General features: G+C 44.1%; 20 protein-coding genes, 1 tRNA gene and 1 riboswitch. Of the genes, 13 read left to right on the plus strand and 8 right to left on the minus strand.

Translation table 11 applies throughout. From position 1 onward, the window contains the following. Positions 1-16: 16 nt before the first annotated feature. From FTD44_RS10295 to FTD44_RS10305, 3 genes are all read right to left on the minus strand, one after another. A complete protein-coding gene (locus FTD44_RS10295; protein WP_222166366.1) occupies positions 17-1,378 on the minus strand; it encodes a dipeptidase in 1,362 nt (453 codons plus the stop codon). Positions 1,379-1,425: 47 nt separating this feature from the next. After that, positions 1,426-2,004, minus strand: coding sequence for a nitroreductase family protein (locus FTD44_RS10300; RefSeq protein ID WP_222166367.1), 579 nt, complete (start codon positions 2,002-2,004; stop codon positions 1,426-1,428). A gap of 159 nt (positions 2,005-2,163) precedes the next feature. Next, positions 2,164-2,892, minus strand: a complete 729-nt coding sequence (locus tag FTD44_RS10305) for an NYN domain-containing protein (protein ID WP_246625402.1) — start codon at positions 2,890-2,892, stop codon at positions 2,164-2,166. 162 nt (positions 2,893-3,054) lie between these two features. On the opposite strand from FTD44_RS10305, the gene FTD44_RS10310 reads away from it, so the two are divergent. From FTD44_RS10310 to FTD44_RS10335, 6 genes are all read left to right on the plus strand, one after another. Continuing rightward, entirely contained in the window at positions 3,055-4,017 is a 963-nt protein-coding gene (locus FTD44_RS10310; RefSeq protein WP_222166369.1) for a beta-1,6-N-acetylglucosaminyltransferase, read from the plus strand. 94 nt (positions 4,018-4,111) lie between these two features. Then, positions 4,112-5,401, plus strand: a complete 1,290-nt coding sequence (gene eno, locus FTD44_RS10315; protein ID WP_222166370.1) for a phosphopyruvate hydratase — start codon at positions 4,112-4,114, stop codon at positions 5,399-5,401. Between the two features lie 87 nt (positions 5,402-5,488). Then, complete coding sequence (locus FTD44_RS10320; RefSeq protein WP_222166371.1) at positions 5,489-5,986, plus strand: hypothetical protein; 498 nt, start codon at positions 5,489-5,491, stop codon at positions 5,984-5,986. 89 nt (positions 5,987-6,075) lie between these two features. Further along, complete coding sequence (locus tag FTD44_RS10325; protein ID WP_222166372.1) at positions 6,076-10,854, plus strand: translocation/assembly module TamB domain-containing protein; 4,779 nt, start codon at positions 6,076-6,078, stop codon at positions 10,852-10,854. Between the two features lie 50 nt (positions 10,855-10,904). Continuing rightward, positions 10,905-11,234: an ArsR/SmtB family transcription factor gene (locus FTD44_RS10330; RefSeq protein ID WP_222166373.1), complete on the plus strand. Its 330-nt coding sequence runs from the start codon at positions 10,905-10,907 to the stop codon at positions 11,232-11,234. 163 nt (positions 11,235-11,397) lie between these two features. After that, positions 11,398-12,018 carry a class I SAM-dependent methyltransferase gene (locus FTD44_RS10335; protein WP_222166374.1) on the plus strand — a complete coding sequence of 207 codons (621 nt, stop codon included), beginning with the start codon at positions 11,398-11,400 and terminating at the stop codon, positions 12,016-12,018. A gap of 79 nt (positions 12,019-12,097) precedes the next feature. Here the strand turns inward: FTD44_RS10335 and leuS are convergent, their stop codons facing one another. The 3 genes from leuS to FTD44_RS10350 all read right to left on the minus strand — a co-directional run bounded on the left by leuS (position 12,098) and on the right by FTD44_RS10350 (position 16,316). After that, entirely contained in the window at positions 12,098-14,899 is a 2,802-nt protein-coding gene (leuS, locus tag FTD44_RS10340) for a leucine--tRNA ligase (RefSeq protein WP_222166375.1), read from the minus strand. A 159-nt stretch (positions 14,900-15,058) separates the two neighbouring features. Next, positions 15,059-15,757, minus strand: a complete 699-nt coding sequence (locus FTD44_RS10345) for an outer membrane beta-barrel protein (protein WP_222166376.1) — start codon at positions 15,755-15,757, stop codon at positions 15,059-15,061. Positions 15,758-15,872: 115 nt separating this feature from the next. Beyond that, the gene (locus tag FTD44_RS10350) at positions 15,873-16,316 is read right to left on the minus strand and encodes a GNAT family N-acetyltransferase (RefSeq protein ID WP_222166377.1); all 444 of its coding nucleotides are present in this window, start codon (positions 16,314-16,316) and stop codon (positions 15,873-15,875) included. Between the two features lie 579 nt (positions 16,317-16,895). On the opposite strand from FTD44_RS10350, the gene FTD44_RS10355 reads away from it, so the two are divergent. The 4 genes from FTD44_RS10355 (at position 16,896) to FTD44_RS10370 (ending at position 18,373) form a co-directional block, all read left to right on the plus strand. Continuing rightward, positions 16,896-16,967: transfer RNA gene (locus FTD44_RS10355), tRNA-Cys, on the plus strand. 30 nt (positions 16,968-16,997) lie between these two features. Continuing rightward, complete coding sequence (locus FTD44_RS10360) at positions 16,998-17,471, plus strand: DUF4395 domain-containing protein (RefSeq protein ID WP_222166378.1); 474 nt, start codon at positions 16,998-17,000, stop codon at positions 17,469-17,471. A 35-nt stretch (positions 17,472-17,506) separates the two neighbouring features. After that, positions 17,507-17,797 (plus strand): NIL domain-containing protein, encoded by a 291-nt coding sequence (locus FTD44_RS10365; RefSeq protein WP_222166379.1) that lies wholly within the window; start codon positions 17,507-17,509, stop codon positions 17,795-17,797. A gap of 12 nt (positions 17,798-17,809) precedes the next feature. Then, positions 17,810-18,373: a GNAT family N-acetyltransferase gene (locus FTD44_RS10370; protein ID WP_222166380.1), complete on the plus strand. Its 564-nt coding sequence runs from the start codon at positions 17,810-17,812 to the stop codon at positions 18,371-18,373. A gap of 69 nt (positions 18,374-18,442) precedes the next feature. On the opposite strand, the gene FTD44_RS10375 is transcribed toward FTD44_RS10370, so the two are convergent. Together FTD44_RS10375 and FTD44_RS10380 are read right to left on the minus strand one after the other, a co-directional pair. Then, complete coding sequence (locus FTD44_RS10375) at positions 18,443-19,063, minus strand: porin family protein (RefSeq protein ID WP_222166381.1); 621 nt, start codon at positions 19,061-19,063, stop codon at positions 18,443-18,445. Positions 19,064-19,261: 198 nt separating this feature from the next. Further along, positions 19,262-20,335 carry an anhydro-N-acetylmuramic acid kinase gene (locus FTD44_RS10380; RefSeq protein ID WP_222166382.1) on the minus strand — a complete coding sequence of 358 codons (1,074 nt, stop codon included), beginning with the start codon at positions 20,333-20,335 and terminating at the stop codon, positions 19,262-19,264. A 145-nt stretch (positions 20,336-20,480) separates the two neighbouring features. Then, positions 20,481-20,685, plus strand: a riboswitch (cobalamin riboswitch). 53 nt (positions 20,686-20,738) lie between these two features. On the opposite strand from FTD44_RS10380, the gene FTD44_RS10385 reads away from it, so the two are divergent. From FTD44_RS10385 to FTD44_RS10395, 3 genes are all read left to right on the plus strand, one after another. Further along, positions 20,739-21,974, plus strand: a complete 1,236-nt coding sequence (locus FTD44_RS10385; protein ID WP_222166383.1) for a DUF4465 domain-containing protein — start codon at positions 20,739-20,741, stop codon at positions 21,972-21,974. 92 nt (positions 21,975-22,066) lie between these two features. Beyond that, positions 22,067-23,323, plus strand: a complete 1,257-nt coding sequence (locus FTD44_RS10390) for a CinA family nicotinamide mononucleotide deamidase-related protein (RefSeq protein ID WP_222166384.1) — start codon at positions 22,067-22,069, stop codon at positions 23,321-23,323. 81 nt (positions 23,324-23,404) lie between these two features. Continuing rightward, positions 23,405-25,456, plus strand: a complete 2,052-nt coding sequence (locus FTD44_RS10395) for an alpha-ketoacid dehydrogenase subunit alpha/beta (protein WP_222166385.1) — start codon at positions 23,405-23,407, stop codon at positions 25,454-25,456. Positions 25,457-25,513: the final 57 nt, after the last annotated feature.

Here is a 25,513-nt window from a genome sequence, read left to right on the forward strand (position 1 = left end):
TCTTATAACTATATTATTACTCCGCAAAATACTTGTGGAAGTAAGGGATGGTTTCAATTCCTTTATAGTAGTTGGCTACATCATACTTCTCATTAGGAGAGTGGATGTTGTCATTATCCAGGCCAAAGCCCAGTAATACTGTTTTAAGGCCCAGAATGCGTTCAAACAAGGCAATGATCGGAATACTTCCACCACCACGGGTAGGGATCGGATCTTTACCAAATGTTGTCTGGATCGCTTTTGCAGCAGCCTGGTATGCTTTACCATCGGTTGGTGTAACCACCGGCTCACCACCATGATGTGGAGTTACCTTTACAGTAGTGCCGGGAGTAGCCAGGTTTTCAAAATGCTTCTGGAACATGGCCGTGATCTCATCAGAAACCTGGTTAGGTACCAGGCGCATAGAGATTTTAGCGTATGCTTTAGAAGGCAATACTGTTTTGGCACCCTCACCAATATAACCGCCCCAGATACCATTCACATCCAGAGTAGGACGAATACCGGTACGTTCGATCGTACTGTAACCTTTTTCACCAGCTACATCATTTACCTTAAGGTCTTGCTTATATTCATCCAGGTCAAACGGAGCATCGTTCAGGGCTTTACGCTCTGCATCAGTCAGCTCCTGTACTTTATCGTAAAAGCCCGGAATCGTAATATGTTTGTTTTCGTCGTGCAGAGAGGCGATCATCTTACACAGCTCGTTGATAGGATTAGCCACACCACCACCATACACACCGCTGTGCAGGTCACGGTTAGGTCCGGTTACTTCCACTTCCAGGTAAGCCAGTCCGCGCAGACCAGTCTCGATAGACGGGTGCTCCATACTGATCATAGAAGTATCAGAAACCAATACGATATCTGCTTTCAGTTTATCAACATGTGTTTCCAGGAATTTACCCAGGTTTGAAGAACCTACTTCTTCCTCACCTTCGATCATCATCTTCACATTACATTGCAGGGTATTGGTTTTGGCCATTACCTCGAATGCTTTAATGTGCATATAGAACTGTCCTTTATCATCACATGCACCGCGTGCATAGATCTTACCATCTTTGATCACCGGCTCGAAAGGTCCGCTGGTCCAAAGATCCAGAGGATCGGCAGGTTGCACGTCATAGTGTCCGTATACCAGTACAGTAGGTAATGCAGGGTCTACCATTTTCTCGCCGTATACGATCGGATGTCCGTCGGTAGGGCATACCTCGGCAGTATCACAGCCGGCATCCAGCATAGCTTTTTTTACAGCTTCCGCACAGCGGGCCACATCTTCTTTGTAAGTACTGTCTGCACTTACAGACGGGATACGCAGCAGGTCCAGTAATTCTTCCAGGAAACGATCTTTATGTTCTTCCAAATATGCTTTCCAGGCTTCCATAATTTGTATTTTTTATAGAGTATTATGTAATTAAATGAAATGTTTTTTTATACCCAGATGATTTTATCATCCAGCGGAATTTTGCGCATACCTTCTTTCTGCTCATCGCTGTAGCCCAGGTAAAGCAGGCCCATCAGCAGGTCCTCGTCTTTCAGTTCCAGGTACAGTTTCATGGCAGGGTGGTGGGTCATACCACCGGTACTCCAGAAGGAAGCAATGCCTTTAGCTGTTGCACCCAGGAGGATATTTTGCGTAGCCGCTGCTACAGCAGCATACTCTTCTTCAGTAATGATTTTAGCTTCCGGTGTGCGGCGCATCAGGGAGATGACCAGGTGAGAAGCTTTGCTACCCATATTCAGTAAGGCATCTCTTTTCGTCTCTGTGCGGGTTTCCGGAGAGGTGTTGGCCCAGTACAGATCGGCATGATGTTCGCAGAATTTCTGCAGATTATCGCCGGTCAGTACAAAAAAGCGCCAGGGCTCAGTGCGGGCATGCGTAGGTGCCCAGTCTGCCAGTGCCAGTATTTCTTTTACATCTTCATCAGATATTTTCTGACCATTCATCTGTGCCGGTTTGGTTGTTCTGCGGCCTTCAATAACTTGTTTTAACGTGTCAAATGCGTTCATTACTATTGCTGTAAATATGTATATATGGTTAGGTAAAATACCGGTGCAGGATATGCCTGCCAAAATTATACAGAAATATTGATTCTTAACCGGATTTATTATTTCTTTATTAAAACAGGGTATACGTAGGCTCCTCCCGGGTAGTTTTGAAGGAAAGCGCTACTTTATTTTCACATAAATATGCTTCACCGTTTTGGTACTCGTTTCCCGTTCTTCGATCAGGAAGGTATCGGTACTTTTGATCAATAATAACAGCTTGGAGAAACCATAGTTTCTCGGGTCAAAGTCTGGTTTCTTTTTCAGGATAAAGTTGCCCAGATCGCCCAGGTAAGTCCAGCCACTTTCATCAGCCAGGTCACTCACACTGTCTGACAATAACCTGATCAGTTTTTTGTCGATTTTAGATAAACTCACCTTCTTCTTATCCGGGGTTGTTTCCGGGATTTCCGGTACAGAGGACTTCAGGATTTCGATGTAGATAAATTTATCGCAGGCTGTAATAAAAGGGTAGGGAGTCTTTTGCTCTCCGATACCAATTACTTTCATGCCCGCCTCTCTTAGCCTTGTGGCCAGGCGGGTAAAGTCACTGTCAGAAGATACAATGCAAAATCCGTCTACTTTGTTTGAATACAGGATATCCATAGCATCAATAATGAGCGCACTGTCGCTGGAATTCTTGCCCGTGGTATAACTATACTGCTGGATCGGTGTAATGGCATGTTCCAGCAACACATTTTTCCATCCGGAGAGGGAAGGTTTCGTCCAGTCTGCATATATCCTCTTTATAGTCGGAGTCCCGTTTTTAGAGACCTCTTCAAGCATTTCTTTAATATTGGCATAGGGCACATTATCTGCATCAATAAGCACCGCAAGTCGTAGATCTTTCATTTTAAGAAATTGTTCCATGAAGATAAACTATAAAAGCAGAGTATTCAGGCATTTCGATGGTTTTAATACAGACTTTACAAAATGAGGCAACCCTCTAGCCGATTAATAGTCGTACCTTACAAGGAAGGGATACAATTATTAAATATTCCTAATACATTTCAGATGATGAAATCACTTCAGTTACTTACCGAATCAAATCTTTCAGCGCTTAAAACACCAAAGACACCAACCGTTAAAATTGCCTACCTTATTATGGTACACCGCTTATCTAAACAATTCAGGCGTTTGTTTAGTGCGATATACCATCCCGATAATATTTACCTTATCAATATTGACAAAAAAGCCGATCGCCTGACCAAGCAGCAAATATGGTCTTTTATAAATAAGTTTCCTGGCATTCACATACTCGAAAATCAAACGGTGGTATGGGGTGGCTACAGTATGGTGCAGGCCGAACTGAGCGGAATGCAGTACTTGCTTAAGCTGGAGCAAAAATGGGATTACTTCATTAACCTGAGCGGACAGGATTATCCCCTTAAATCTCAGCGGATCATCAGTGATTTCCTGGCTGCAAACAAAGGCAAGAGCTTCCTGAAATTTGCCAACCAGGCACAGACCCGTCCGGAGACCTTAAACCGGATCGAAAACTACTTTAGTGAAGAAGACGGCGCTATATCTGACGAGACCCACAAAAGAGATTATATGGAAGGGATAACACCCTATATCGGAGGGCAATGGATGATATTGACACGGGAGTGTTGTACCTTCTTGTGTCATAATAAGGAAGTGGATAAATTCAGGGATTATTATAAGAATACGCTGATTCCCGATGAATCCTTTTTTCAAACCGTATTAATGAACAGTTCCTTCAGCGGGCAGCTGATTAATGATGATAAACGGGCTATCATCTGGATACCGGATGGCACCATCAAGTTAAGACCTAAAACATATACCACTGCAGATATCAGTTTCCTGAAGCAGGGGCAAAACCTGTTTGCCCGTAAGTTTGACGATAACATCGATGACCATGTTATCAAGGGCCTGAAAGAATACTATCACTTGCCCTTTTATGAAAGAAGCTATTACACTAAACCACATTATTTAAGCAGCAGCCAGTGTAATTAACACGGAAGGAAAGAAGAACAAGGAGTTTTTTTGTATCCTTACAATATTTATATAACAAAAAAATTATCTTTGCATCCAAATTCCAAACAATCTTATGAGCATAATTACTCAAGTCCACGCTCGTCAAATCCTGGATTCTCGTGGCAATCCTACGGTTGAAGTTGATGTTTATACCAATTCAGGCGCTATGGGTCGTGCTGCTGTTCCATCGGGAGCATCTACCGGTAAGCATGAAGCGGTAGAATTACGTGATGGTGACAAGAAAAAATACCTTGGTAAAGGGGTATTAAAAGCCGTGAAGAACATTAACGAAATGCTGGCCGACGAGTTGTATGGCTTTGACGTAGCTGATCAGGCTGGTATTGATCAGTACATGATTGATCTGGATGGTACCAGCAACAAAGCTAAACTGGGTGCTAATGCAATCCTGGCGGTAAGTATGGCGGTAGCCAAAGCGGGTGCTGAAGAAGCAGGTCTGCCTTTATACCGTTATGTAGGTGGTACTAATGCTAAAACGCTGCCTGTACCGATGATGAACATCCTGAACGGTGGTGCGCATGCCGATAACAAAATCGACTTCCAGGAGTTCATGGTAATGCCGGTAGGTGCCGATACGTTCAGCGAAGGTTTACGCTGGGGTGTAGAGATCTTCCACTCTCTGAAAAAAGTATTACACGATAAAGGATATAGCACCAACGTAGGTGATGAAGGTGGTTTTGCACCGGATATCCAAAGCAATGAAGAAGCAATTGAAACAGTATTAAAAGCAATCGAGAAAGCCGGTTACAAACCAGGTGTAGATGTAATGATTGCTATGGATGCTGCTATCAGCGAATTATATGATGCTAAATCTAAAAAATACCACTTCCATAAATCCGATGGCAAAAAATTGTCCAGCGAAGAAATGGTTGAATACTGGCAGAAATGGGTTAAAAAATACCCTATCGTAAGTATCGAAGATGGTATGGATGAAGACGACTGGAAAGGATGGAAAGCCCTGACTGATGCTATCGGTAAAAACGTACAGCTGGTAGGTGATGACCTGTTTGTTACCAACGTTCTGCGTCTGGAAAAAGGTATTAAAGAAAATACGGCAAATGGTCTGCTGGTTAAAGTAAACCAGATCGGTTCTCTGACCGAAACGATCGATGCGGTAACTATGGCACAGCGTGCTAAATACAATACCATCATGAGCCACAGAAGCGGTGAGACAGAAGATGCAACTATTGCAGATCTGGCTGTAGCACTGAATTGCGGACAAATCAAAACGGGTTCTGCATCACGTAGTGATCGTATGGCTAAGTACAACCAACTGATCCGTATCGAGGAGCAACTGGGTGCACTGGCTTACTATCCGGGTAAAGACCTGAAATTCGGATTCTAATCCAATTGTATTTTACAAATATCAAATGAGCGTTATACTTCGGTATAACGCTTTTTTTGTACCTTGTTTGAAAAAATAGAATTGCCCATGCTTGCTTCTTATGAAGAACCCATGACCGAAAGAGAAAAACAATATATCAGTGCTTTACTGGATGCTGAATCGATCGGTTACTTCAAGACTTTAAGACTGATCGGTATCATCGGTGCTGTGCTGGTTGTGGTGGTGGGTCTGCTGGCAAGCCTGGCAAAGCCTGAAAATGAGCTGGAGAAAAAGTTTTCGCTGCCGCAATACATTTTTGCATCAGCATGTTTTTTTATACTGATCTACAGTCTGGCCATCTATGGCAAAAAGCGATTCTCCCGCAAGTATAAAGACGATCTTAAAGACGGGCGCAAGCTGATCATCGGCATCCCGATACAGCAGAAACAATTTGTCTCGCAAAACAATACTTTTCACTTTCACCTCAACTTCCCGGGACTGCTCAGTATAGAGGTCAGCCAGGATGACTTTATGGCCTTTCAGGCCGGAGAAATTGTGAGTGTAGAATTTGCCAAACACTCTATGACCTATCTCGGTTATTTCTAAGGTTTCTATTATCATTCAATTGTCCGAATAGCAGTATATTTGCATTCTAATTTCACAGGCTGAAAAGATTTCTCAAAATATCAAAATATGTGCTGGGTATATTTTTGTCGCTGCTATTGATCATAGTAGTGCTCATTAATATTCCCGGAGTACAGAGATATGTGGCAAGAACTGCTGCATCTTACCTCTCCGATCGCCTGCATACCAAAGTATCTATTGACGGATTTAGCCTGCGCTTACTGGATAAAGTGACGCTGGACGGGGTGTTCATGGCAGATCAAAAGGGAGATACCCTGTTGTATACACGCCATCTAGAACTGAATATTACCGATTGGTTTATCTTCAAACAGAAGCCGGTACTGCATTACGTAGGACTGGACGGCGCATTTATCAACCTGCAAAGACCGGTAAATGATTCTGTATGGAACTACCGCTTCCTCGAAGATGCTTTTGCATCAGAGCAGCCGGCTGCAAAGAAAAAAGATCCCCAACCCATACAGTTCGACCTGAAAAAAGTCCGGTTAAAAGACATCCGTTTCTCTTCCATCGATAAATGGATCGGGAATGATATGGTCATGGATTTGCAGGAGCTGAACATTAACATGGACGGTGTTGATTTCGACCGCAAACATATCGGAGTGCAGAGCATTACCGGTACCCGTACCACTTTCGGGTTAAGGGATTATAAGGGTGGCCGCCCCGATAGCCTGCGCCGTCGTAAAACGGACTACATAGACACTACTGCATTTAATCCTGATAAATGGACCGTAAGCGTTAAGAAGATTGAGCTGAAAGATGCCCGTTATTTCATGGATAATCCGGATGTGAAAACAGCACCAGCCGGATTGTTTGACGAATGGAAAATGGATGTGCGCAATGTGCAGGTAAACATCACAGATCTTCGGATTAAAGGAGATACCCTGCGTGCTAACCTGGAGAATCTTTCTGCTGATGAGCGTTGCGGCCTGAAAATTAAAAAGATGAAAGCCCGCGTAAGGGTTTCCCCGCGCATCTCTGAATGTGCCGATCTTTACCTGGAGACGAATAACAGTATCATTCGCGATTACTATGCCATGCATTACAATCGCTTCCCCGACTTTCTCGACTATATTGCTAAAGTGCGCATGCAGGGCCATTTAAAGGAGGCACATGTCGCTGTTGATGACATCATTTTCTTTGCTCCCGAAATGAAATTGTTTGAGCATATGGAAGTAAAGGTGAATGGGCAATGCGGTGGCACGGTAGACAACCTTTATGCAAACAATGCTGTACTGAACGATGGCAAGAGCCAGTTGAATGTAGGTAAGTTTACCATGAATAACCTGCCGGATGTAGATATTTCTACTATTGTCCTGGAGCAATCTCTGCTGCAGACTTCCGGGGCTAATCTGTATCACTATTTCCCGTTTCTGACAGATACCAAAGAGCTGAACTTTATGGCACTGGGCCAGATCAGGGTACCATTCGACTTTAAAGGAACGATTCATGATTTTCGATTCAATGCCGATGCACTTACCGGCCTGGGTAAAATCCAGACCAATATGGGCATTCAGCAAATCATGAGCCCTGAACCGGTATATGCAGGAACCTTAAACCTTACCCGTTTTAACCTGGGTACTTTCCTGACACAATCCAGTATTCATGAAGCTGATGGTGCCTTTACATTCAAGGGTAAGCATTTCGATCTGGATAAAATGAGTATCTATACAGAAGGGCAGTTCAGCCGTTTTGGGTTTGAAGAGTATGTATACACCGGCATGAAAGTAATGGGTGAGGTAACACCTACTTATTTCCAGGGAGTAGCACAGCTCAACGATCCGAATGCAAAACTGGACTTTGATGGTAAGGTGCAGTTTACGAAGAATATTACGCAGACCGACTTTAAGGCCAATATCGGATATATAGACCTGCAGAAGCTGCATATCCTTACCGAATCGGTACGGGCACAAGGCTTACTGGAGGGACATTTTACGGGTACGGGTATTGAAAACTTTACCGGTGCAGCAGTATTGCAGCAGATGAAGATCTTCCGCGATTCTACCGTTCTCGATATTGATTCCATCTACCTGCGTTCTGCTATAGAGGATGGTCAAAAGTATCTTTATGCCGGAACCAATAATGTGAACGCCCGCATCTGGGGTAATTATAAATTATTTGATCTTCCCGGCGCAGTGCAACATGTACTGTCCAACTACCTGCCTACTTATTTTGATGCACCCGCTGTATATAACCGGAATCAGCTGATCCATTTTGATATGCAGACCGAAGATATTTCCGATCTGCTGTCGATTTTTAACCGTGATCTGTCTTTGCCTCAGGGCGGAACGGTACAGGGTACACTAAATACACAGAATGACCAGCTGGTGCTTCAGGCCTCATTGCCCAAAGTCGTTTTTGACGGAATTGTGCTGGATACCATTCTGGTTAATGGTCAGGGAGATTATAAAGACCTGTCTGTAAATGCCGATGTAACACAGATCGGAGCAGGGAGCAATGTGTTTTTACGTAACCTGAGCCTGGACTCCAAATGGTACCGCGACTCCCTGGAGTTCAATATGACGACCTCTACGTTTGAAGAATTGGGTACCGCCAAATTGAGAGGAAAGGGATTTTTACAAGATGATCGCTTTACACTGAATATCCTGCCTTCGCAGTTTTTCCTGAACAATAATAAATGGAATATTGCTTCCGGTAACCGTATCGTGTATGAAAACGGAGCACTGGATATAGAGAACCTATCCATCAGCTCCGGTAACCAGCAGATTTATATCAGCAAAAATGATGTAGAGCATAATACCGCATATATTGACCTTAAAAACCTCTCTCATGCGCCACTGGCGCGCCTTCTGGATGTTGAGGACATGATCAGAGGAGGTACAATTAATGGCGGTATCCAGATCCGTTCTTTATGGAGCAATCAGAAAATTGATTTCAATCTCTATTCCAACGACACCCGTTTCAATGATGATACACTTCAGAAAATATCCCTGCAGGGTAACTATGATGTGGCCGATGGGGTAGTAGAGCTCTTATCGAATACAGGTGTATCTGCCGCAGGTGGGAGTGCAACACTCAGCGGGCGCTTCTCGCTTGATACCAATTCCGTACAATCTATTGACGGAGTATTGAATTTTAATAATGCACAGCTTTCCTGGCTTAGTCCTTTTCTGAGGGGTTTTGTCAATAACCTCAATGGTAAAGTAAATGGCGCGGTTACAATCAGTGGCAATGCAGCACACCCGCTCACCCTGGGACAATTATCACTGAAAGAGGTTGTGGTGCGCCCGGAAATAAACGGGGAAACATATACGGTAGATGATGCTGTTATTGCTGTCAATGAAAATACCATTGAGATTGGTACCATGTTTATCAAAGACCAGGATAAGAACATGGGGCGCATTACCGGTAATATCACGCATAATAAGCTGAAGTCTTTCCTGCTGAATATAGAGATGAACAGTGATAAGCTGCGGGTACTGAACCTGAATCGTATGGAAGGGGAGCGCTTTTATGGTACTGTATTTGCAAAGACGCGAGCCCGTATATTCGGACCGGCTCAGAACCTGAATGTCGTGATCTCTGCTATACCGCTTGAGCAGTCCAACCTCATTATTCCGATCGATTTTTCCAGCGATCTGGGTGAGTATAACTTTATCCGCTTCAAAAAACCGGAAACAGATGTAGCGCAGCAAAAGAAAAAGCTGAAACTGTCCAATAAATATAATGTGCGCATTGATGCGACCATAAACAATAACCTTGTCAGCACCATTATTCTCGATCCTAAAACAGGAGATCAGCTGATCTCTAAAGGCACCGGTAACATCGTGCTGGAAATACCGTCTGATGGTGATATACGCCTGAATGGTATTTACAAAATAGATGAGGGGACATATAATTTCGCGTTCCGTAAGATGCAGATTCTGAATTACAACAGGCTTTTCTCTATCGCACAGGGTAGTACCATCGTCTGGAACGGAGATCTTTATGATGCCCACCTCGATGTAACCGGGGTGACCACTGTTAAAGCCAGGCTGTATGACCTGATCAGTAATGAGATCAACCGCATCAATCTTTCCAACCAGGAAATCAGGGATGCACAACTTGCCCAGATGGTGAATGTGCGCCTGAATGCATCAGGTACCCTGCAGAACCCGGAGGTGAATTTTAAAATAGAACTTTCAGAAAACCGCTCTATCGGTACCTATGCCTACCAGAAGCTGGAGCGGATTAATAATGATGAAAAGCAGTTACTGAACCAGGTAGCTTCATTGCTGTTGCTCGACCAGTTTGCACCGCCGGAAGGATTTATGAACAATACCGCTGCGGTTTCTTCGGGTACGATCAATAACATGACCGATATCTTCTCTTCAGTAGCCTCTTCGCAGTTGACCAATATGGCCAATAAACTGTTTAAGGTACAGGATCTGCATGTGGGTGTAGGGTATAAAAACTATAACCTGAGCAACAGCAGCGACCCCACTTCATTATCTTATCTGAATCGTAATGAGGCCAAACTGAATGTGCGTAAGAACTTCCTCAATAACCGCCTTTTTGTAGATGTAGGTGGTGTCTATGACTGGGGCAGACCGGCTACAGCTGGTGCCAAAGCTTACTCCTCCAATCTGGCCGGAGACTTCAGGGTGCAATACCTGATTACGCCCGATGGACATATTCGCTTCAATATTTTCCGTACCAGCAATTACGATGCCTTATTCCAGCAGAATATAGCGCGGCAGGGCGTAGGAATCTCGTACCGTAAATCATTCAGCAATCTTAAAGACCTGTTCACCCGGGCGCAAATGACCATAGCAGATTCTATAGCAGAACCGGTTAAGGAGGTGCTTGTAGATACCCCGGTCAAACAATAATTTGTTCATATAAACAATCAATCATAATATTGCGATAGAAACTGAGGGTTATGGGTATTACTAAAACAGAGATATTTACACCGGAACAGAACAGGCTGGCTACATTGTTGAAAGCATTAGCGCACCCTGCACGTATTGCAATCCTGCAGCATATTATACGCCAGGAAGCGTGTATCTGCAACGATCTTGTTGAGGAGTTGGGTTTAGCTCAGGCAACCATTTCACAACACCTTAAAGAATTAAAAGCCATCGGTATTATTAAAGGAACACTTGAAGGAACAAGTATTTGCTACTGTGTAAACAGCCTTGTCTGGAATGATATACGAAAAGAGCTTGCAGGCTTCTTCATAGAATGGAGTGGTACAGAACAATGCTGCTAGCATTTTTTTGTTTTATTATTTATCGCAATAATGCAATGTTGCAATTGATCATTTCTGATCCAAAAATTTAAATTTACTACACAATTCCGTTTATTTCTGACTGATAAATGAACTAATTAGCAATTAGTGTTATACATTTGTAACAAGTTTTTAACATTATTTTATGGAATCATTCGATCGGAAAGCCCATTGGGAAAAAATATACCACACCAAGCCCTTAGAACAGGTGAGCTGGTATCAGCCGATACCGGTAACCTCCCTGGAGTTCATTAATGAGCTGGAAGTGCCGCTGGATGCCCGTATTATTGATATAGGAGGCGGTGATAGTTTCCTGGCAGAGCATTTACTGGATTTAGGTTATGAAGATATTACCGTATTGGATATTTCCGAACAGGCGATTCAACGGGCAAAGGAGCGGCTGGAACATAGAGCAGACCAGGTGAAATGGATTGTCAGTGACATACTGGATTTTGTACCCGGCAGGCAATATGACCTTTGGCATGATCGTGCCGCTTTTCACTTCCTGATCGATGATGAAGATGTAAAACGATATGTACAGATTGTCAATGATGGACTGGCTGTAACCGGTAATGTGCTGATCGGAACATTTGCCCTGGATGGCCCGGCCAAGTGCAGTGGTATAGACATAAGACAATACTCAGAAGAGACATTGAACAATTGCCTGAAAGCTGATTTCGAACAGGTCAAAAGCCGTTCGGTACATCATCCTACGCCATTCGATACATTGCAGCATTTTGTATTCAGCTGCTTCAGAAAAAGATAATTTAATGAATGGTTTTATAAAAGAATAGGGATCGGCTTAAGCCGATCCCTATTCTTTTTATCTTGATTTGCTACACAGACTATACAATCACATTGATCATACGGCCCTTTACAAAAATGATCTTTTTATGAGGCTTACCCTCCATCCATTTTTGTACAACCTCGTTAGCCAGTACTTCTTTTTCGATATCGTCCTGTGCCGCTTCCATGGCAAACTCCATATTTGTACGGTGTTTTCCGTTGATGGCAACAGGGTATAACTTACTGCTTTCTATCAGGTATTGTTCATCATATACCGGGAAGGCAGCATGTGCAATGCTGTATTCATTACCCAGTTTATGCCACAGCTCTTCTGCCAGATGCGGTGCAAATGGGGCCAGCAGGCATACCAGCGGCTCCAGCACGGCTTTCTTATGGCATTTCAGATCATGCAGTTCGTTTGTCACGATCATAAACTGGCTTACCGTAGTATTGAAAGAGAATTTTTCAATATCATCAGATACCTTTTTGATCGTTTTATGCAGTGCTTTAAGCTCCTCTTTTGTAGCGTCCTCATCGGTTACCAGCCATTGCTCCGTCTGTTCGTCGAAGAATAATCTCCACAGTTTTTTCAGGAAGCGATGTACACCTTCAATACCTTTAGTATCCCAGGGTTTACTCATTTCAATAGGTCCCAGGAACATTTCGTAAAGACGGAAGGTATCTGCACCATATTGTGACACGATCTCATCCGGATTCACGACATTGTATTTCGATTTGGACATTTTTTCCACCTCGCTGCCGCAGATATATTTACCATCTTCCAGGATAAAGGTCGCATCAGCATACTCAGCTCTCCAGTTTTTGAAGGCTTCCATATCCAGTTCTGTACCATCTACCATACTTACATCCACATGCAGTGCATTGGTAGTATATTCATTTTTCAATCCACTGGATACAAACTGATTTGTACCGGCAACGCGGTATACAAACCTGGAGCTACCCTGGATCATACCCTGGTTGAGCAATTTTCTGAATGGCTCATCGAAAGTGATGAAGCCCAGATCGTGTAATGCTTTAGTCCAGAAACGGCTGTACAGCAGATGTCCTACAGCATGTTCTGTACCACCCACGTACAGGTCAACCTGGTTCCAGTACTGTGCCAGTTCCGGTTGTACGAACAGGTGTTCGTTATTCGGATCCATATAGCGCAGGAAGTACCATGAAGAACCGGCATAACCAGGCATGGTATTGGTTTCGCGGCGCAATACTTCTCCTTTATTATTCGTAACATTTACGAAACTGTCGATATTAGCCAGAGGACCCTCACCGTTAGGACCCGGTTTGTACGTATCCACATGCGGCAATAATACCGGCAGGCTGCGGTCGGCTTCTTTCAGATCCAGTGCAGGCTCATCGATGGTATACGGAATATTGTTTTTGTATACGATAGGGAAGGGCTCACCCCAGTAGCGCTGGCGGCTGAAACCGGCATCACGCAAACGGAAATTGGTTGTGCGACGGCCGATATTGCTTTCTTCTACTGATTTCAATACTGCTTGTGTAGCATCAGCAATGCTCATACCACTTACAAATTCACTGTTCTCAATCGTTACATTCTTATCTGTATAGGCTTTCTCACCGGTAAAGTGTGTGCCGAAGATATTGGTAATCTCAATATTGAAATGCTGTGCAAAGGCAAAGTCACGCTCATCACCAGATGGTACTGCCATGATTGCACCGGTACCGTAACCGGCCAGCACATATTCAGAAATCCATACAGGGATCAGCTTTTTGCTCAGCGGATGGATAGCATAAGCACCGGTAAAGCAACCACTGATTTTTTTCTCTGCTATACGCTCACGTTCAGAACGGCTCTTAACGTATGCAATATAGGTCTCCACAGCCGCTTTTTGCTCTTCAGTAGTAATGGACAATACCAGCTCATGTTCTGGCGCCAGTACCATGAAGTCCACACCAAAAATAGTATCCGGTCTGGTTGTAAATACCTCGATCTGTGCATCACTATTATCTATGCCAAACGTAATCTGTGCACCCTCATTCTTACCGATCCAGTTGCGTTGCATTTCCTTCATCGCTTCGCTCCATTCCAGTTTATCCAGGCTGTGCAGCAGGTTGTCTGCATAAGAAGTGATGCGCAGGAACCACTGACGCATTTTACGTTTTTCAACCGGATGGCCACCGCGCTCTGATACACCATTGACTACTTCGTCATTGGCCAGCACCGTTGCCAGGGCTTCACACCACCATACTTCAGCATGGTCGAGATAAGCCAGGCGGTACTGCATCAGCACATTGCGCTGGGTCGTTTCATCATAAGATGCCCACTCTGCAGCCGTGAACTGTACGGTACCTTTAGGTGCAGGATACTGTGCATTACCCTCTGCTTCGAAGATCGCGATCAGTGCTGCAATAGGTGCCGCTTTTCCCGTTGCGGTATTATACCAGCTATGGAATAATTGGGTAAAGATCCATTGTGTCCATTTGTAATATTTAGGATCGCAGGTCTGTACCTCACGACTCCAGTCATAGCTGAATCCGATATTGTCCAGTTGCTCCTTGTAACGGGCAATGTTTTTTTCTGTAGTTACCGCAGGGTGCTGACCCGTATCCAGTGCATATTGCTCTGCCGGTAAACCAAAGGCATCAAAGCCCATAGGGTGCAGTACATTATAGCCCTGCATTCTTTTAAAACGGGAATATATATCAGAAGCAATATACCCTAATGGGTGACCCACATGCAGGCCCGCACCGCTTGGGTAGGGAAACATGTCGAGTACATAATGCTTCGGCTTATCAATATCATTGGATACAGCATAGGTGTTCTGATCTTTCCAGTACTGTTTCCATTTTTGTTCTATTTCTGAAAAATTATATTTCATCTTTAAAGTATATATCGTATTCTGTTTGCTGAAAAATAATCGCAAAAGTAAGCATTCGCGGGCATTTATCCATCCGGTAATCCTGCGTAAAATAAATCAGCGTGTACCTTATGAATGAAGGATACACGCTGATAATATGGTTATGAGTTGATTACCTGATTAATAGAATCTGCCCGGCATTTTGCGACCCAGTACAAATCCTGCACTGATACCGAACATCGCCCCGTTTCTATAGCCCATTCCGTCGATTACAGAAGTATTGGCAAAGCCAGTGCCGTAGAACATTTTAAGTTGCAGTCCCATCTGGAACTGGTATCCGAATGCTGCATACATACCATAGTCCAGAGGTTTCATTTCCTGTGAGGTGCCACTTTTAAAATTGATCGGTTCATCAATTGTTGTGGTCATCGCAATTGGCTTCTTAATGGTAATGTCGCCGCTTTTTCTTCCGGAGAAAGAATAAGATACATATGGGCTTACATGCACAAATAATTTGCCTTTGTATTGTCCCACTTCCCAGCTGTATTTCAGATTGATCGGCAGCTCTGCATTATTTACAGAGAAGCGCATATCTACTGCGGAGTTATCATTGTTCTCAACCTGGTGTCTGTTCTTAGAATTATAAAACAGGCCTGGTTCAAAAGAAAACCCTTTGCTACCGATAGGAATGTCGAATGAAAATCCTCCGCGTACGCCCATACTCCAATCATAATTGGTTGTATTTCTCATACCGTTTTCAGTAGTATAGCCTGTAGGCTTGGTCAGTAAAAAACCGAATTCCGGAGTTACGGTTACCTGTGCCTGTGTCTGTAATGTAATACCTGCTGCTGCAGTCAGTAATAATAAACGTTTCTTCATGTACGTATGTTGTAATAAATACGATATGCCTTCCCGGTTTTCGGGATCATTACAAAGGTATAAACTTATGTGAAAAAAAGAAATCAATTTTCAATTGTCTGCAAAAGAACCTTTGTTAAGGCTGGGGCAGGGTGAATTTATGGTGTGTCAGCTGAAATCCCAGTGCTTCATATACCTGCACATTTTCTGTTCTGCGCTTATTCGTGGTCACCTCTATATAACGGATATTATTTGCTGCTGCGTATACCTTTACCTCATCCATCAGCAGGTGACCGATACCCTTGTTCCGGTATTCCTGCGCTATGAAAAATTCCTGGATCTCACCCACAAAATCGCAATGATGTAACAATTGCTGTGCGTGAAAACTAATAAATCCTGCGGGTTTCTGATCAAATTCTGCGACGAGATACAGGATGTCATTATGCAGTAAATTGGACTCAAATATCTGTGCAAAGCGCTCTTTATCCAGTGCCTCGTTTTCAAGCGTACATATAAACCCGTAAATGGCTTCAAGGTCCGTTGGTATTGCTTTTCGGATGTTTATAGATTCTTTGTTCATAGATATAATCATTGATGGTCAGTGATATAAAGATAAACAATTTTGTACCATGCTTTTCCGGCCAGTGTAGTCGAATTTATTCATTTTTAACAAAAAAATATTTTTATAAATATTTGGTCAATTGAAATTTCCTCCTACATTTGCAGTCATGCGGTTCAAAAACGAAACGCAGATTCAACAGAACATGAATACAAATATCCATACATACTTTAACGCCAATCAGTCATCGAAGATGATCTGGTGTTGTGTGCCTGTGGCATATCATTGTATCGGTTCCATTGGATAATATGTAGATAATAAAATAATCTTTATACAACCAACTCCCCCGATACTGTTTCGGGGGAGTTTTTTTTAGCAGCATATCATCAGTAAATCAAATAAGAATGAATACAACATATACACATATTATGTCCACTAAGCCGGCACATTATTTTAATAATGTGGCGAAGGTGATGTGTTGTTGTCATGTGTGGATGTGCGGTAACTATTTGTGTCTGAATTAAAGAATTTTTCTATAACAGGAAGGGCTTTACGACACATCGTGAAGCCCTTCTTTTTTATCATCAATTTTAAAATCATGGTGCCGTGACCGAGAGGCTTAGGTGCAGCTCTGCAAAAGCTGCTACATCGGTTCGAGTCCGATCGGCACCTCTTAAAAACAAACAAATTAAATAAACGTTTATGAACACGCCCCTGCAAACACAGTTATACGCCGATGCCCGCGTAATAAGGGTTACAGCAGCACAGACTGCCACATTAGTTATTGCATTCCTGCTTAGTCACTGGAGCATATTGTTATGGATATTGCTTGCCGACTTTGCCTTAAGAGCCTTCACCTACTGGCCATCGCCACTGGTACTGGTCTCCAGGATTATTGTGAACTGGGTAGGCTTACCCGCACTGCCCATATTTGCACCGCCTAAAAAATTTGCCGCTACACTGGGATTCGGGTTTACCGCATTAATACTGGTGCTCTGGTATACCGTACCGGTTGAAGCAGCTACCATTGCGGGCGTAGCCCTCATTACACTGGCCATTCTGGAGTCCTGTTTTAACGTATGCGCCGGCTGCTATATTCATAGCTGGATCGTTGCCCCGGTACGCAATAAAATTTACCAGAGAAGATGGGCCGCGGGTAGCCGCATCTCAGAATAAAACAAGGTTTTACATTATTAAATAAAAATATTTTTATGAGCACAATACAAGCGCTGCAGCCACAGGCTGAGCAGGATGAACCGGGGCTATTTCCACTGATCGAAGTAGAACTGAAAGGACAGGTACTTTTTGAACAATTGATCAATGCCCTTGACCGCAAATATCATATTCCGTATAAATTACTGAAAGCAGATATCGAATACATGGGTAAAGCCAATTACGGAACATTGTTGCTGCACCTGAAAGGTTCTAAAAAGGACAACGGGATTGCACTGCGCTACTTTGATCAGAATAAATTAAAGAACACACTTAAAGGATATGCGTAAATTGCAGTATATATGATGATCAGGAACGCTAAACAATCGGATGCTCCGCATATTGCGGCATACCTGCTGCTGGCCATGGAAGATATTGTGTATGACTTTATCGGAACGGCAGACCGGAATAAGGCCCTGAACTTTCTGCATTATTTTACGGCAAGAAAGGGCAACCAGTATTCGTACCAGCATTGCAGGGTTGCAGAAATAGAGGGTAAGGTACAGGCTGCAGTCAGTGTATATGACGGCGCTATGCTCGATATATTAAGAGAGCCGGTCGCGGAGTATATCCGTGAAGTATTGGAGAAAGATTTCGATCCCGGAGCCGAAACTGCGGCAGGGGAGTATTATATCGATTCACTGGGTGTGGATCCTGTATTGCAGGGCAAGGGCGTAGGTGCGGCGATGTTGCAGCATCTGATAGAGGAGTATGCACACCAGCAGGGGCATACCCTGGGCCTACTGGTCGATAAAGATAATCCTGCTGCGAAACGCCTGTATCTCAGGCTGGGCTTCGAACCTGTCGGTGAAAAACAGTTTGCCGGTAAGACGCTGGAGCATCTGCAGTATACACCACGTAAGTAATAATATATCATCATAACAAAGCCTGCAGCATGCTGCAGGCTTTGTTATGATGATATATTCTCTTCTGAATTAGAACTGCCAACCTACACTTACAGAGAAGTTGCTGTTATTGGTAGAAGTAACGTTATTGGCATTGCTCAGGTTAGTAAAGCCCATACCGTATTGTGCTCTGGCGTATAAGCCGATCACCGGCAACTGATAACCAAGACCTACCTGTGCACCAATATCCAGCGGATTCATTTGTGCAGAACCGGAGCCGAAGTTTACGTCAGAACTAACGGTGCCTAAACTGTTGGAAAGTGTGTTCTTACCACCAACGCCGTATGCGAAGTAAGGACCTGCGTAGACGAATGGTCTGCCGCCGATACCTAGGGGCAGGCTGAATTTCAGGTTTACCGGAACTTCAACATAATCAAGGGTAGTAGTGGTCGTGCCAAGGATATTAGAATACTCGCCGCCTTTTCTGCTGTAGAATACACCTGGTTCCAGTGATACCACTTTATTGAAAGGTAATTCTACAAAAGCACCTGCTTTTAAGCCGGTCAGAGATTTACTCTCACTTGAAGTAGAGTTTGTGCTGTATTTCATTGTAGAAATGTTCAGACCTACTTCCGGTGCAAATTTGATTTGAGCCTGCGCAGCAGCCGTAAAGCCGGCAATCGCTGCAATACTTAAGATTGCTTTTTTCATAAAACTTAGTATTTCTGTTTGTTTTTACAGGGCAAAAATAGAACGAATATTTTAACAGGAAATCTTAATTAGTAAATCGTTAACCGATTGATGCTTAGGGAGTAATGTGGTATTTTTTGAATATGCCTTATAAAAAGATTCCCGCCGGTAAGGCGGGAATCTTTTTATAAGGGTATTATTTGTATTAAAATGCTCAGCCTAGTTATTACCTAACCATACCGCACCACCAATGCTGTTGCGGCTGGCACCGGTAACACTGGACAGCACATTGTGCTCTTCTCTCCAGCGCAGTACTCCGATCAGGCCCATAGCCAGTGCCTCTTTATGCTTGATCAGCGCCTGTTCCGGTACGACTAATTCAAGCTCTGGTAATGCGAGCTGCAATTGCTCTACCAGGTAACTATTAAATGCACCACCACCGGTGATCAGCATTTTCTGACCGGCATCTTTCGGATAAGCAGCAATCGCTTTCGCGGCTTGCGCTGCAATATGCGCGGTATAGGTCGCCAGTATATCTACAGAAGACAGTCCGCTTGCATCGGCCAGTTGATGAAGCGTGCCGGCAAAATCATTGCTCAGCGATTTAGGAGCCGGCAGGGTATAATAAGGTTGGTCATTCAACTGCTGTAATAGTTCCTGGTTTACGGTACCGCCACGGGCCAGGTCTCCGCCTTCGTCATAGCTGCGGCCCATCTTCTGAGCATAATGATCCAGCAGCTGGTTGGCCGGGCTGATGTCAAATGCAACAGGATGTTCCGTATTGACGGTAATATTAGCAATGCCCCCGATGTTGAGGCAAAAATGATACTCTTTAAACAGCATGCGATCGGCCAGGGGCACAATAGGTGCACCTTGTCCGCCGAGCGCCACATCCATATTACGCAGGTCGGTAATCGTTGTTAAACCGGTTGTGGCGGCAATACCCGCTCCGTCTCCGATCTGAGTACTGGTGCCGTTTTGCGGTTCATGAAATACAGTATGTCCGTGAGATGCAATAAAATGTACTTTGTGGTGTAACTGGTTGTTTTCGATAAACAGATTTACCTGTTCACCCATCCATTTGCCCAGGCGGGTATGCAGGCGCAGAAATTCAGGTACTGGCAGTGCCGCAGCTTGTTTTAACTGTGCTCTCAGTCCGTCTTCAAAGGGAATGCAGGTCGCTTCCTTGATCTGATAACTCCAGTCATTGCGCACGTCAGTAATTTCAACAAAAGCAATATCCAGCCCGTCCAGAGAACTGCCGGACATCAATCCGATTACATTATATATCATTTCTTACTATTATTATAATACTTATATGCCGGAAACACCCGGCAGTGCAAAGTTACTCAATATATTTGGCTGTATAATCATGTTCCGGAAAGGAAGTATTGCAGCATCCTTATATAAAAAATATTCATTTTAAAAATACTTTTTATACCTTCGCCGTGCATTTGGTTTCGATCGGATCGTCATGATCCGGATGAATTAAAAGGGAATTTGGTGCAAATCCAAAACAATACCCGTTGCTGTAAGTTCTGTTTATTACTTATCTGTATTACTGCTTACCACTGCTTTTTAATAGCGGGAAGGTGACAGATAAGAGAACGAGTCAGAAGACCTGCCTGGTGTATCATACCCAATTCCTCGGGAAAAAGGAAAACGGAATAAGTATTTGATATAATAATATATATTTATGGTAAAACGTTTACTATTAGCCTCAGCTATTATGCTGTCGGCGCAGGCACAGGCACAGACTGTAGCTACATTTGAGAATTTATCATTGCCCAACAGTGATACCCTTTATGTTGATTTTGCAACAAACGGGTACACGGTGTCTTCCGGTCTGGTTGGCCTGAAGGGAAGCATGATGGACTACCAGGGTTATACACTTACAGATGGCTTCAGCTATTCTAATATCTTCGATACCACACAATGTAATAATTGTTACGACCTGCATTATATGTATGCCGGCCGTGAGGGTAGAGGATATAACGGATCTGATAAATATGCTGTAGCCTACGCATACAGTCCTGCTATCGCTACTTTAAGCGGTGCCGCAGCGGGTCATCCTGTAGCAGGTTTCATGCTGTCCAATACCAGCTGGGGTTACGCTTATGCCAATGCTACTTATGCAGCAGCAAACGGATGGGCTAAGCTGACGGTAAAAGGATTTAATAATAATGTGCAAAGTACAGACTCTGTAGAGTTCTACCTGGCCGATTACCGCAGTGTTACTCCTGCCGCGCAGAGAGGAACATTGGATAGCTGGAAATGGTTAAATCTCCAGTCTTTGGGTAATGTCGATAGCCTCACTTTCCGCGTGACTTCTTCTGACGATTTCTTCCCTTCTTATTTTGTAATGGACAATTTCGTTACAATGGAAACAGGTGCAGTATGTGCCGATACCTTCCCGGTAACTGTTTCTAACATCAGTGCAAATGCGGCAACTGTAAACTGGATCTATTCCGGCGATACAACCTATGCCGGTAACGATTCTTTTGAAGTAGTAATCAATCAGTCTGCTACAGTAGGTACTTCAGATGTTGTACATACTGTTGCTAACCAGTTGACCTATGCTGCAGCAAGTTTAACTGCGAATACTGCTTACTATGCACACGTAAGAGCTTACTGCCCTTATGAAGAGAGCTTTAGTGCATGGAAGTCTGTTCCATTCACTACACAACCTAACAGTATCAAAAATATCAATACATTGTCGGTACAGCTGTATCCTAACCCTACTTCCGGTATGTTGTATTTCGAGTACAGCAGCCCGCTGAATGTTTGGGTAATGGATGTAAACGGACAGATCGTTCTGCGTCAGACTGCAGTTAATGCAATCGATACCAGAAATCTGGCTGCTGGTCAGTACTTCATCAGACTGAATGCCGAAAATGGTAAAAATGCTATAATACCTTTTGCGAAAAAATAAGGTGATTTATGGTTACACATTAACGGTTTCTTTTTTAAGGAACCGTTTTTTGTTGTCCGACACTTATCTTTGGTATCCCTAAACACTGCTATATGCCACGTCAAGCTATTATCATTACTATCGGCGACGAACTGCTGATCGGTCAGACCCTCGATACGAACTCAGTATACATTGCCCAAACCCTTGGTGGAATTAATATTGAAGTCATCCGTAAGGTTGCGATCAGAGATAAAAAAGAAGACATTATTGAAGCCCTGGATGATGCACTCAACAGAGCCGACCTGGTAATATTTACCGGGGGGCTTGGACCGACGGCAGATGATATTACCAAACCGGTACTTTGCGATTATTTTGGTGGTACTATGGTACGCAACCAGCAGGTATTGTCTCATGTAGAGGCGATTTTCAGTAAACGGAATATGCCTATGCTGGACCGTAATGCCCGCCAGGCCGATGTGCCGGATGTCTGTACTGTATTGTTTAACCAGTTGGGTACAGCACCGGGTATGTTGTTTGAGCAGGAGGGCAAGCTGGTGGCTTCGCTTCCGGGAGTACCTTTTGAGATGCAGCATATCCTGGACCGGGAACTGGTACCTGTGGTACAGGCCCGCCTGCAATCTTCCGTACAGTTACTGCACCGCCACCTAGTAACCTCCGGTATCGCGGAAAGTGTACTGGCAGAGCGTATCGAAGATATAGAGACAGCATTACCTGAATATATGCACCTCGCATACCTGCCTTCGCTGAGAATGGTAAAACTGCGCCTGACTGCAGAGGCTACTGATCCTACGGCCTTATCTGCCGAAATGGATGCGGTAATGCAACAGATTGCAGCGCGCATTCCTGCATATGTAATCGGTACTGAGGATGTAGGGCTGGATATTTATGCAACCCGTTTATTACTGGAGAAAAATCTATTGCTGGCTACGGCAGAAAGCTGTACCGGTGGCTATTTCGGACACCAGGTAACTAATGTAGCCGGTAGTTCTAAATATTATAAAGGAGGCGTGATCTCTTATGCCAATGACATTAAGGAAAGCCTGATTGGCGTGCAACAGAGTACCCTGGTGGCCTACGGAGCGGTGAGTGAAGAAACCGTAAGAGAAATGGCCCTTGGTGCGGTGCAGGAACTGAAGGCCGATATTGCTATATCTTTCTCCGGTATTTTAGGACCCGAAGGCGGGACCCCGGAAAAGCCTGTGGGACTGGTGTGGCTGGCCGTAGCCAACAGTGCCGGAATTGTGGAGACCCGCAAAATGCAGCTGCGCTATACACGCCTGGTCAATAAAGAGGCGGTAGTGAATGAAGGCTGGGCATTTTTACGCTCATTTATACTGGATCATTATTAGTAAGATGTTGTCTCATAAGCTTTAGGCTTCCTAATCAATTTAAAACCTTAAATTTGCTCCCTCATAGCACAAAATTGTTACATGACAGATAAAGATTTGCTTTTAAAAGCATACCGACTCATGATGTCGGCTAAAGCTATGGCCGATATTTATGAAGCCAACAGACCCATTTGTAAATATGTACACAGTACTTCCCGTGGACATGAAGCAATACAACTGGCTACGGCATTTCACCTGAAGCCGGACGATTATGTAAGCCCTTACTATCGTGATGAGAGCATGATGCTGGGCATGGGTTACCGTCCTTATGAACTGATGCTGCAATTACTGGCCAAGGGTGACGATCCGTTTACCGGTGGTCGTGCTTATTACAGCCATCCAAATATAAAAAGAGATAATTTTCCAAAGATCATTCACCAGAGCAGCGCTACCGGCATGCAGGCTATTCCTACAACCGGCGTCGCTCAGGGTATTGCCTATATTGAATCTCAGCAACTGAGAACCTTCGATACACCTCCTGTTGTGGTGTGTTCTTTCGGCGACGGCAGCGTTACCGAAGGTGAGGTAAGTGAGGCCTTCCAGTTTGCGGCATTACATCAGCTGCCGGTTATATTCCTGGTACAGGACAATGACTGGGGTATATCTGTGTCCAGCGATGAGGCCAGAACAATGACGGCTTATGAATTTATTGAAGGATTTAAAGGTATTGAACGCCTGACCGTAGACGGCAGCCAGTTCGAACCTTCATATAATACCATGAAGGAGGCCTTCGATTATGTACGGGAGCAGCGTAAACCAATACTGGTGCATGCTACCGTGCCATTGATTGGTCACCATACTTCCGGTGTGCGCAGAGAATGGTATCGTACCGAAGATGACCTGGAGAAACACCGCCTGGATGATCCGGGACCAAAACTGAAGCAACGCCTGATAGAACTGGGTGTAACGGTAGCGGAACTGGATAAGATCGAAGCAGAAGAAACTGAATTTATTGCAGCAGAATTTGACCGTGCTGTGAATGCACCTGATCCGGAACTGTCAACTGTTTCTGATCACGTATTTGCTCCGCTGGAGATCACTGAAGAGCGCGGTACACGTGTACCTGAAGGTGGTGAAAAAGTAGTGATGGTAGATGCCGCACTGCATGCCATTGAAGAGGTAATGCGTAAGCACCCCGAAGCCCTGTTTTACGGACAGGATGTGGGTGGCCGTATCGGCGGTGTATTCAGAGAGGCCGCAACACTGGCACAGAAATTCGGAGATGAGCGTGTATTTAATACCGCTATCCAGGAGGCTTATATCATCGGTTCTACCGTAGGTATGAGTGCTGTGGGCCTGAAACCGATTGTAGAAGTACAGTTCGCCGATTATATTTATCCGGGTCTGAACCAGCTGGTAACAGAGATTTCTAAATCCTGCTACCTGAGCTGCGGTAAATTCCCGGTAAGCAACATCATCCGTGTGCCGATTGGTGCTTACGGTGGTGGTGGTCCTTATCACAGTGGTAGTGTGGAAAGTACACTGGCTACGATTAAAGGAATCAAGATTGCCTACCCATCCAATGCTGCTGACCTTAAAGGATTGATGAAAGCTGCATTCTACGACAATAACCCTGTCGTAATGCTGGAACATAAAGGCCTGTACTGGAGCAAGGTTCCGGGTACAGAAGCTGCCAAAACGATCGAACCTGCCGAGGATTACATCCTGCCGTTTGGTATTGGTAATGTAGTGTTGAAAGCAGATGAGGAGCAGGTTGATAACGGAGAGAGTGTATGTATCATTACTTATGGTATGGGTGTACACTGGGCTACTGCAGCAGCTAAACAACATGTTGGTAAAGTAGAGGTGGTGGATCTGAGAACAATCTTCCCGCTGGATGAGGCACTGGTATATGAAACTGTGAAAAAACATGGTAAATGTATCGTCCTGACTGAAGAGCAGCTGAATAACTCATTTGCGGAAGCCCTGGCCGGACGCATTGCCCAGGAGTGTTTCCGTAACCTGGATGCCCCTGTACAAACCATCGGCGCCCTTAACCTGCCGGCTGTACCATTGAATGTGGGTCTGGAAGCTGAAATGCTGCCTAACGCGCAGAAAGTAGCGGATAAGATTGCGTATTTGCTGTCTTATTAGAAAAATATTTGTGTAAATAGGAATATTTATATAATTTTGCAATCTTAATTGTACAAT

It is taken from the genome of Edaphocola aurantiacus (assembly GCF_019797745.1).
Taxonomy (GTDB): domain Bacteria; phylum Bacteroidota; class Bacteroidia; order Chitinophagales; family Chitinophagaceae; genus Edaphocola; species Edaphocola aurantiacus.

Coding starts and splice junctions, on each gene's coding strand:
- FTD44_RS10370 (WP_222166380.1), top strand. CDS start 17,810: ATGATGATCAGGAACGCTAAACAATCGGATGCTCCGCATATTGCGGCA.
- FTD44_RS10320 (WP_222166371.1), top strand. CDS start 5,489: ATGCTTGCTTCTTATGAAGAACCCATGACCGAAAGAGAAAAACAATAT.
- FTD44_RS10330 (WP_222166373.1), top strand. CDS start 10,905: ATGGGTATTACTAAAACAGAGATATTTACACCGGAACAGAACAGGCTG.
- FTD44_RS10295 (WP_222166366.1), bottom strand. CDS start 1,378: ATGGAAGCCTGGAAAGCATATTTGGAAGAACATAAAGATCGTTTCCTG.
- FTD44_RS10365 (WP_222166379.1), top strand. CDS start 17,507: ATGAGCACAATACAAGCGCTGCAGCCACAGGCTGAGCAGGATGAACCG.
- FTD44_RS10345 (WP_222166376.1), bottom strand. CDS start 15,757: ATGAAGAAACGTTTATTATTACTGACTGCAGCAGCAGGTATTACATTA.
- FTD44_RS10335 (WP_222166374.1), top strand. CDS start 11,398: ATGGAATCATTCGATCGGAAAGCCCATTGGGAAAAAATATACCACACC.
- FTD44_RS10350 (WP_222166377.1), bottom strand. CDS start 16,316: ATGAACAAAGAATCTATAAACATCCGAAAAGCAATACCAACGGACCTT.
- FTD44_RS10385 (WP_222166383.1), top strand. CDS start 20,739: ATGGTAAAACGTTTACTATTAGCCTCAGCTATTATGCTGTCGGCGCAG.
- FTD44_RS10380 (WP_222166382.1), bottom strand. CDS start 20,335: ATGATATATAATGTAATCGGATTGATGTCCGGCAGTTCTCTGGACGGG.
- FTD44_RS10305 (WP_246625402.1), bottom strand. CDS start 2,892: ATGAAAGATCTACGACTTGCGGTGCTTATTGATGCAGATAATGTGCCC.
- FTD44_RS10300 (WP_222166367.1), bottom strand. CDS start 2,004: ATGAACGCATTTGACACGTTAAAACAAGTTATTGAAGGCCGCAGAACA.
- FTD44_RS10310 (WP_222166369.1), top strand. CDS start 3,055: ATGATGAAATCACTTCAGTTACTTACCGAATCAAATCTTTCAGCGCTT.
- leuS (WP_222166375.1), bottom strand. CDS start 14,899: ATGAAATATAATTTTTCAGAAATAGAACAAAAATGGAAACAGTACTGG.
- FTD44_RS10390 (WP_222166384.1), top strand. CDS start 22,067: ATGCCACGTCAAGCTATTATCATTACTATCGGCGACGAACTGCTGATC.
- FTD44_RS10375 (WP_222166381.1), bottom strand. CDS start 19,063: ATGAAAAAAGCAATCTTAAGTATTGCAGCGATTGCCGGCTTTACGGCT.
- eno (WP_222166370.1), top strand. CDS start 4,112: ATGAGCATAATTACTCAAGTCCACGCTCGTCAAATCCTGGATTCTCGT.
- FTD44_RS10395 (WP_222166385.1), top strand. CDS start 23,405: ATGACAGATAAAGATTTGCTTTTAAAAGCATACCGACTCATGATGTCG.
- FTD44_RS10360 (WP_222166378.1), top strand. CDS start 16,998: ATGAACACGCCCCTGCAAACACAGTTATACGCCGATGCCCGCGTAATA.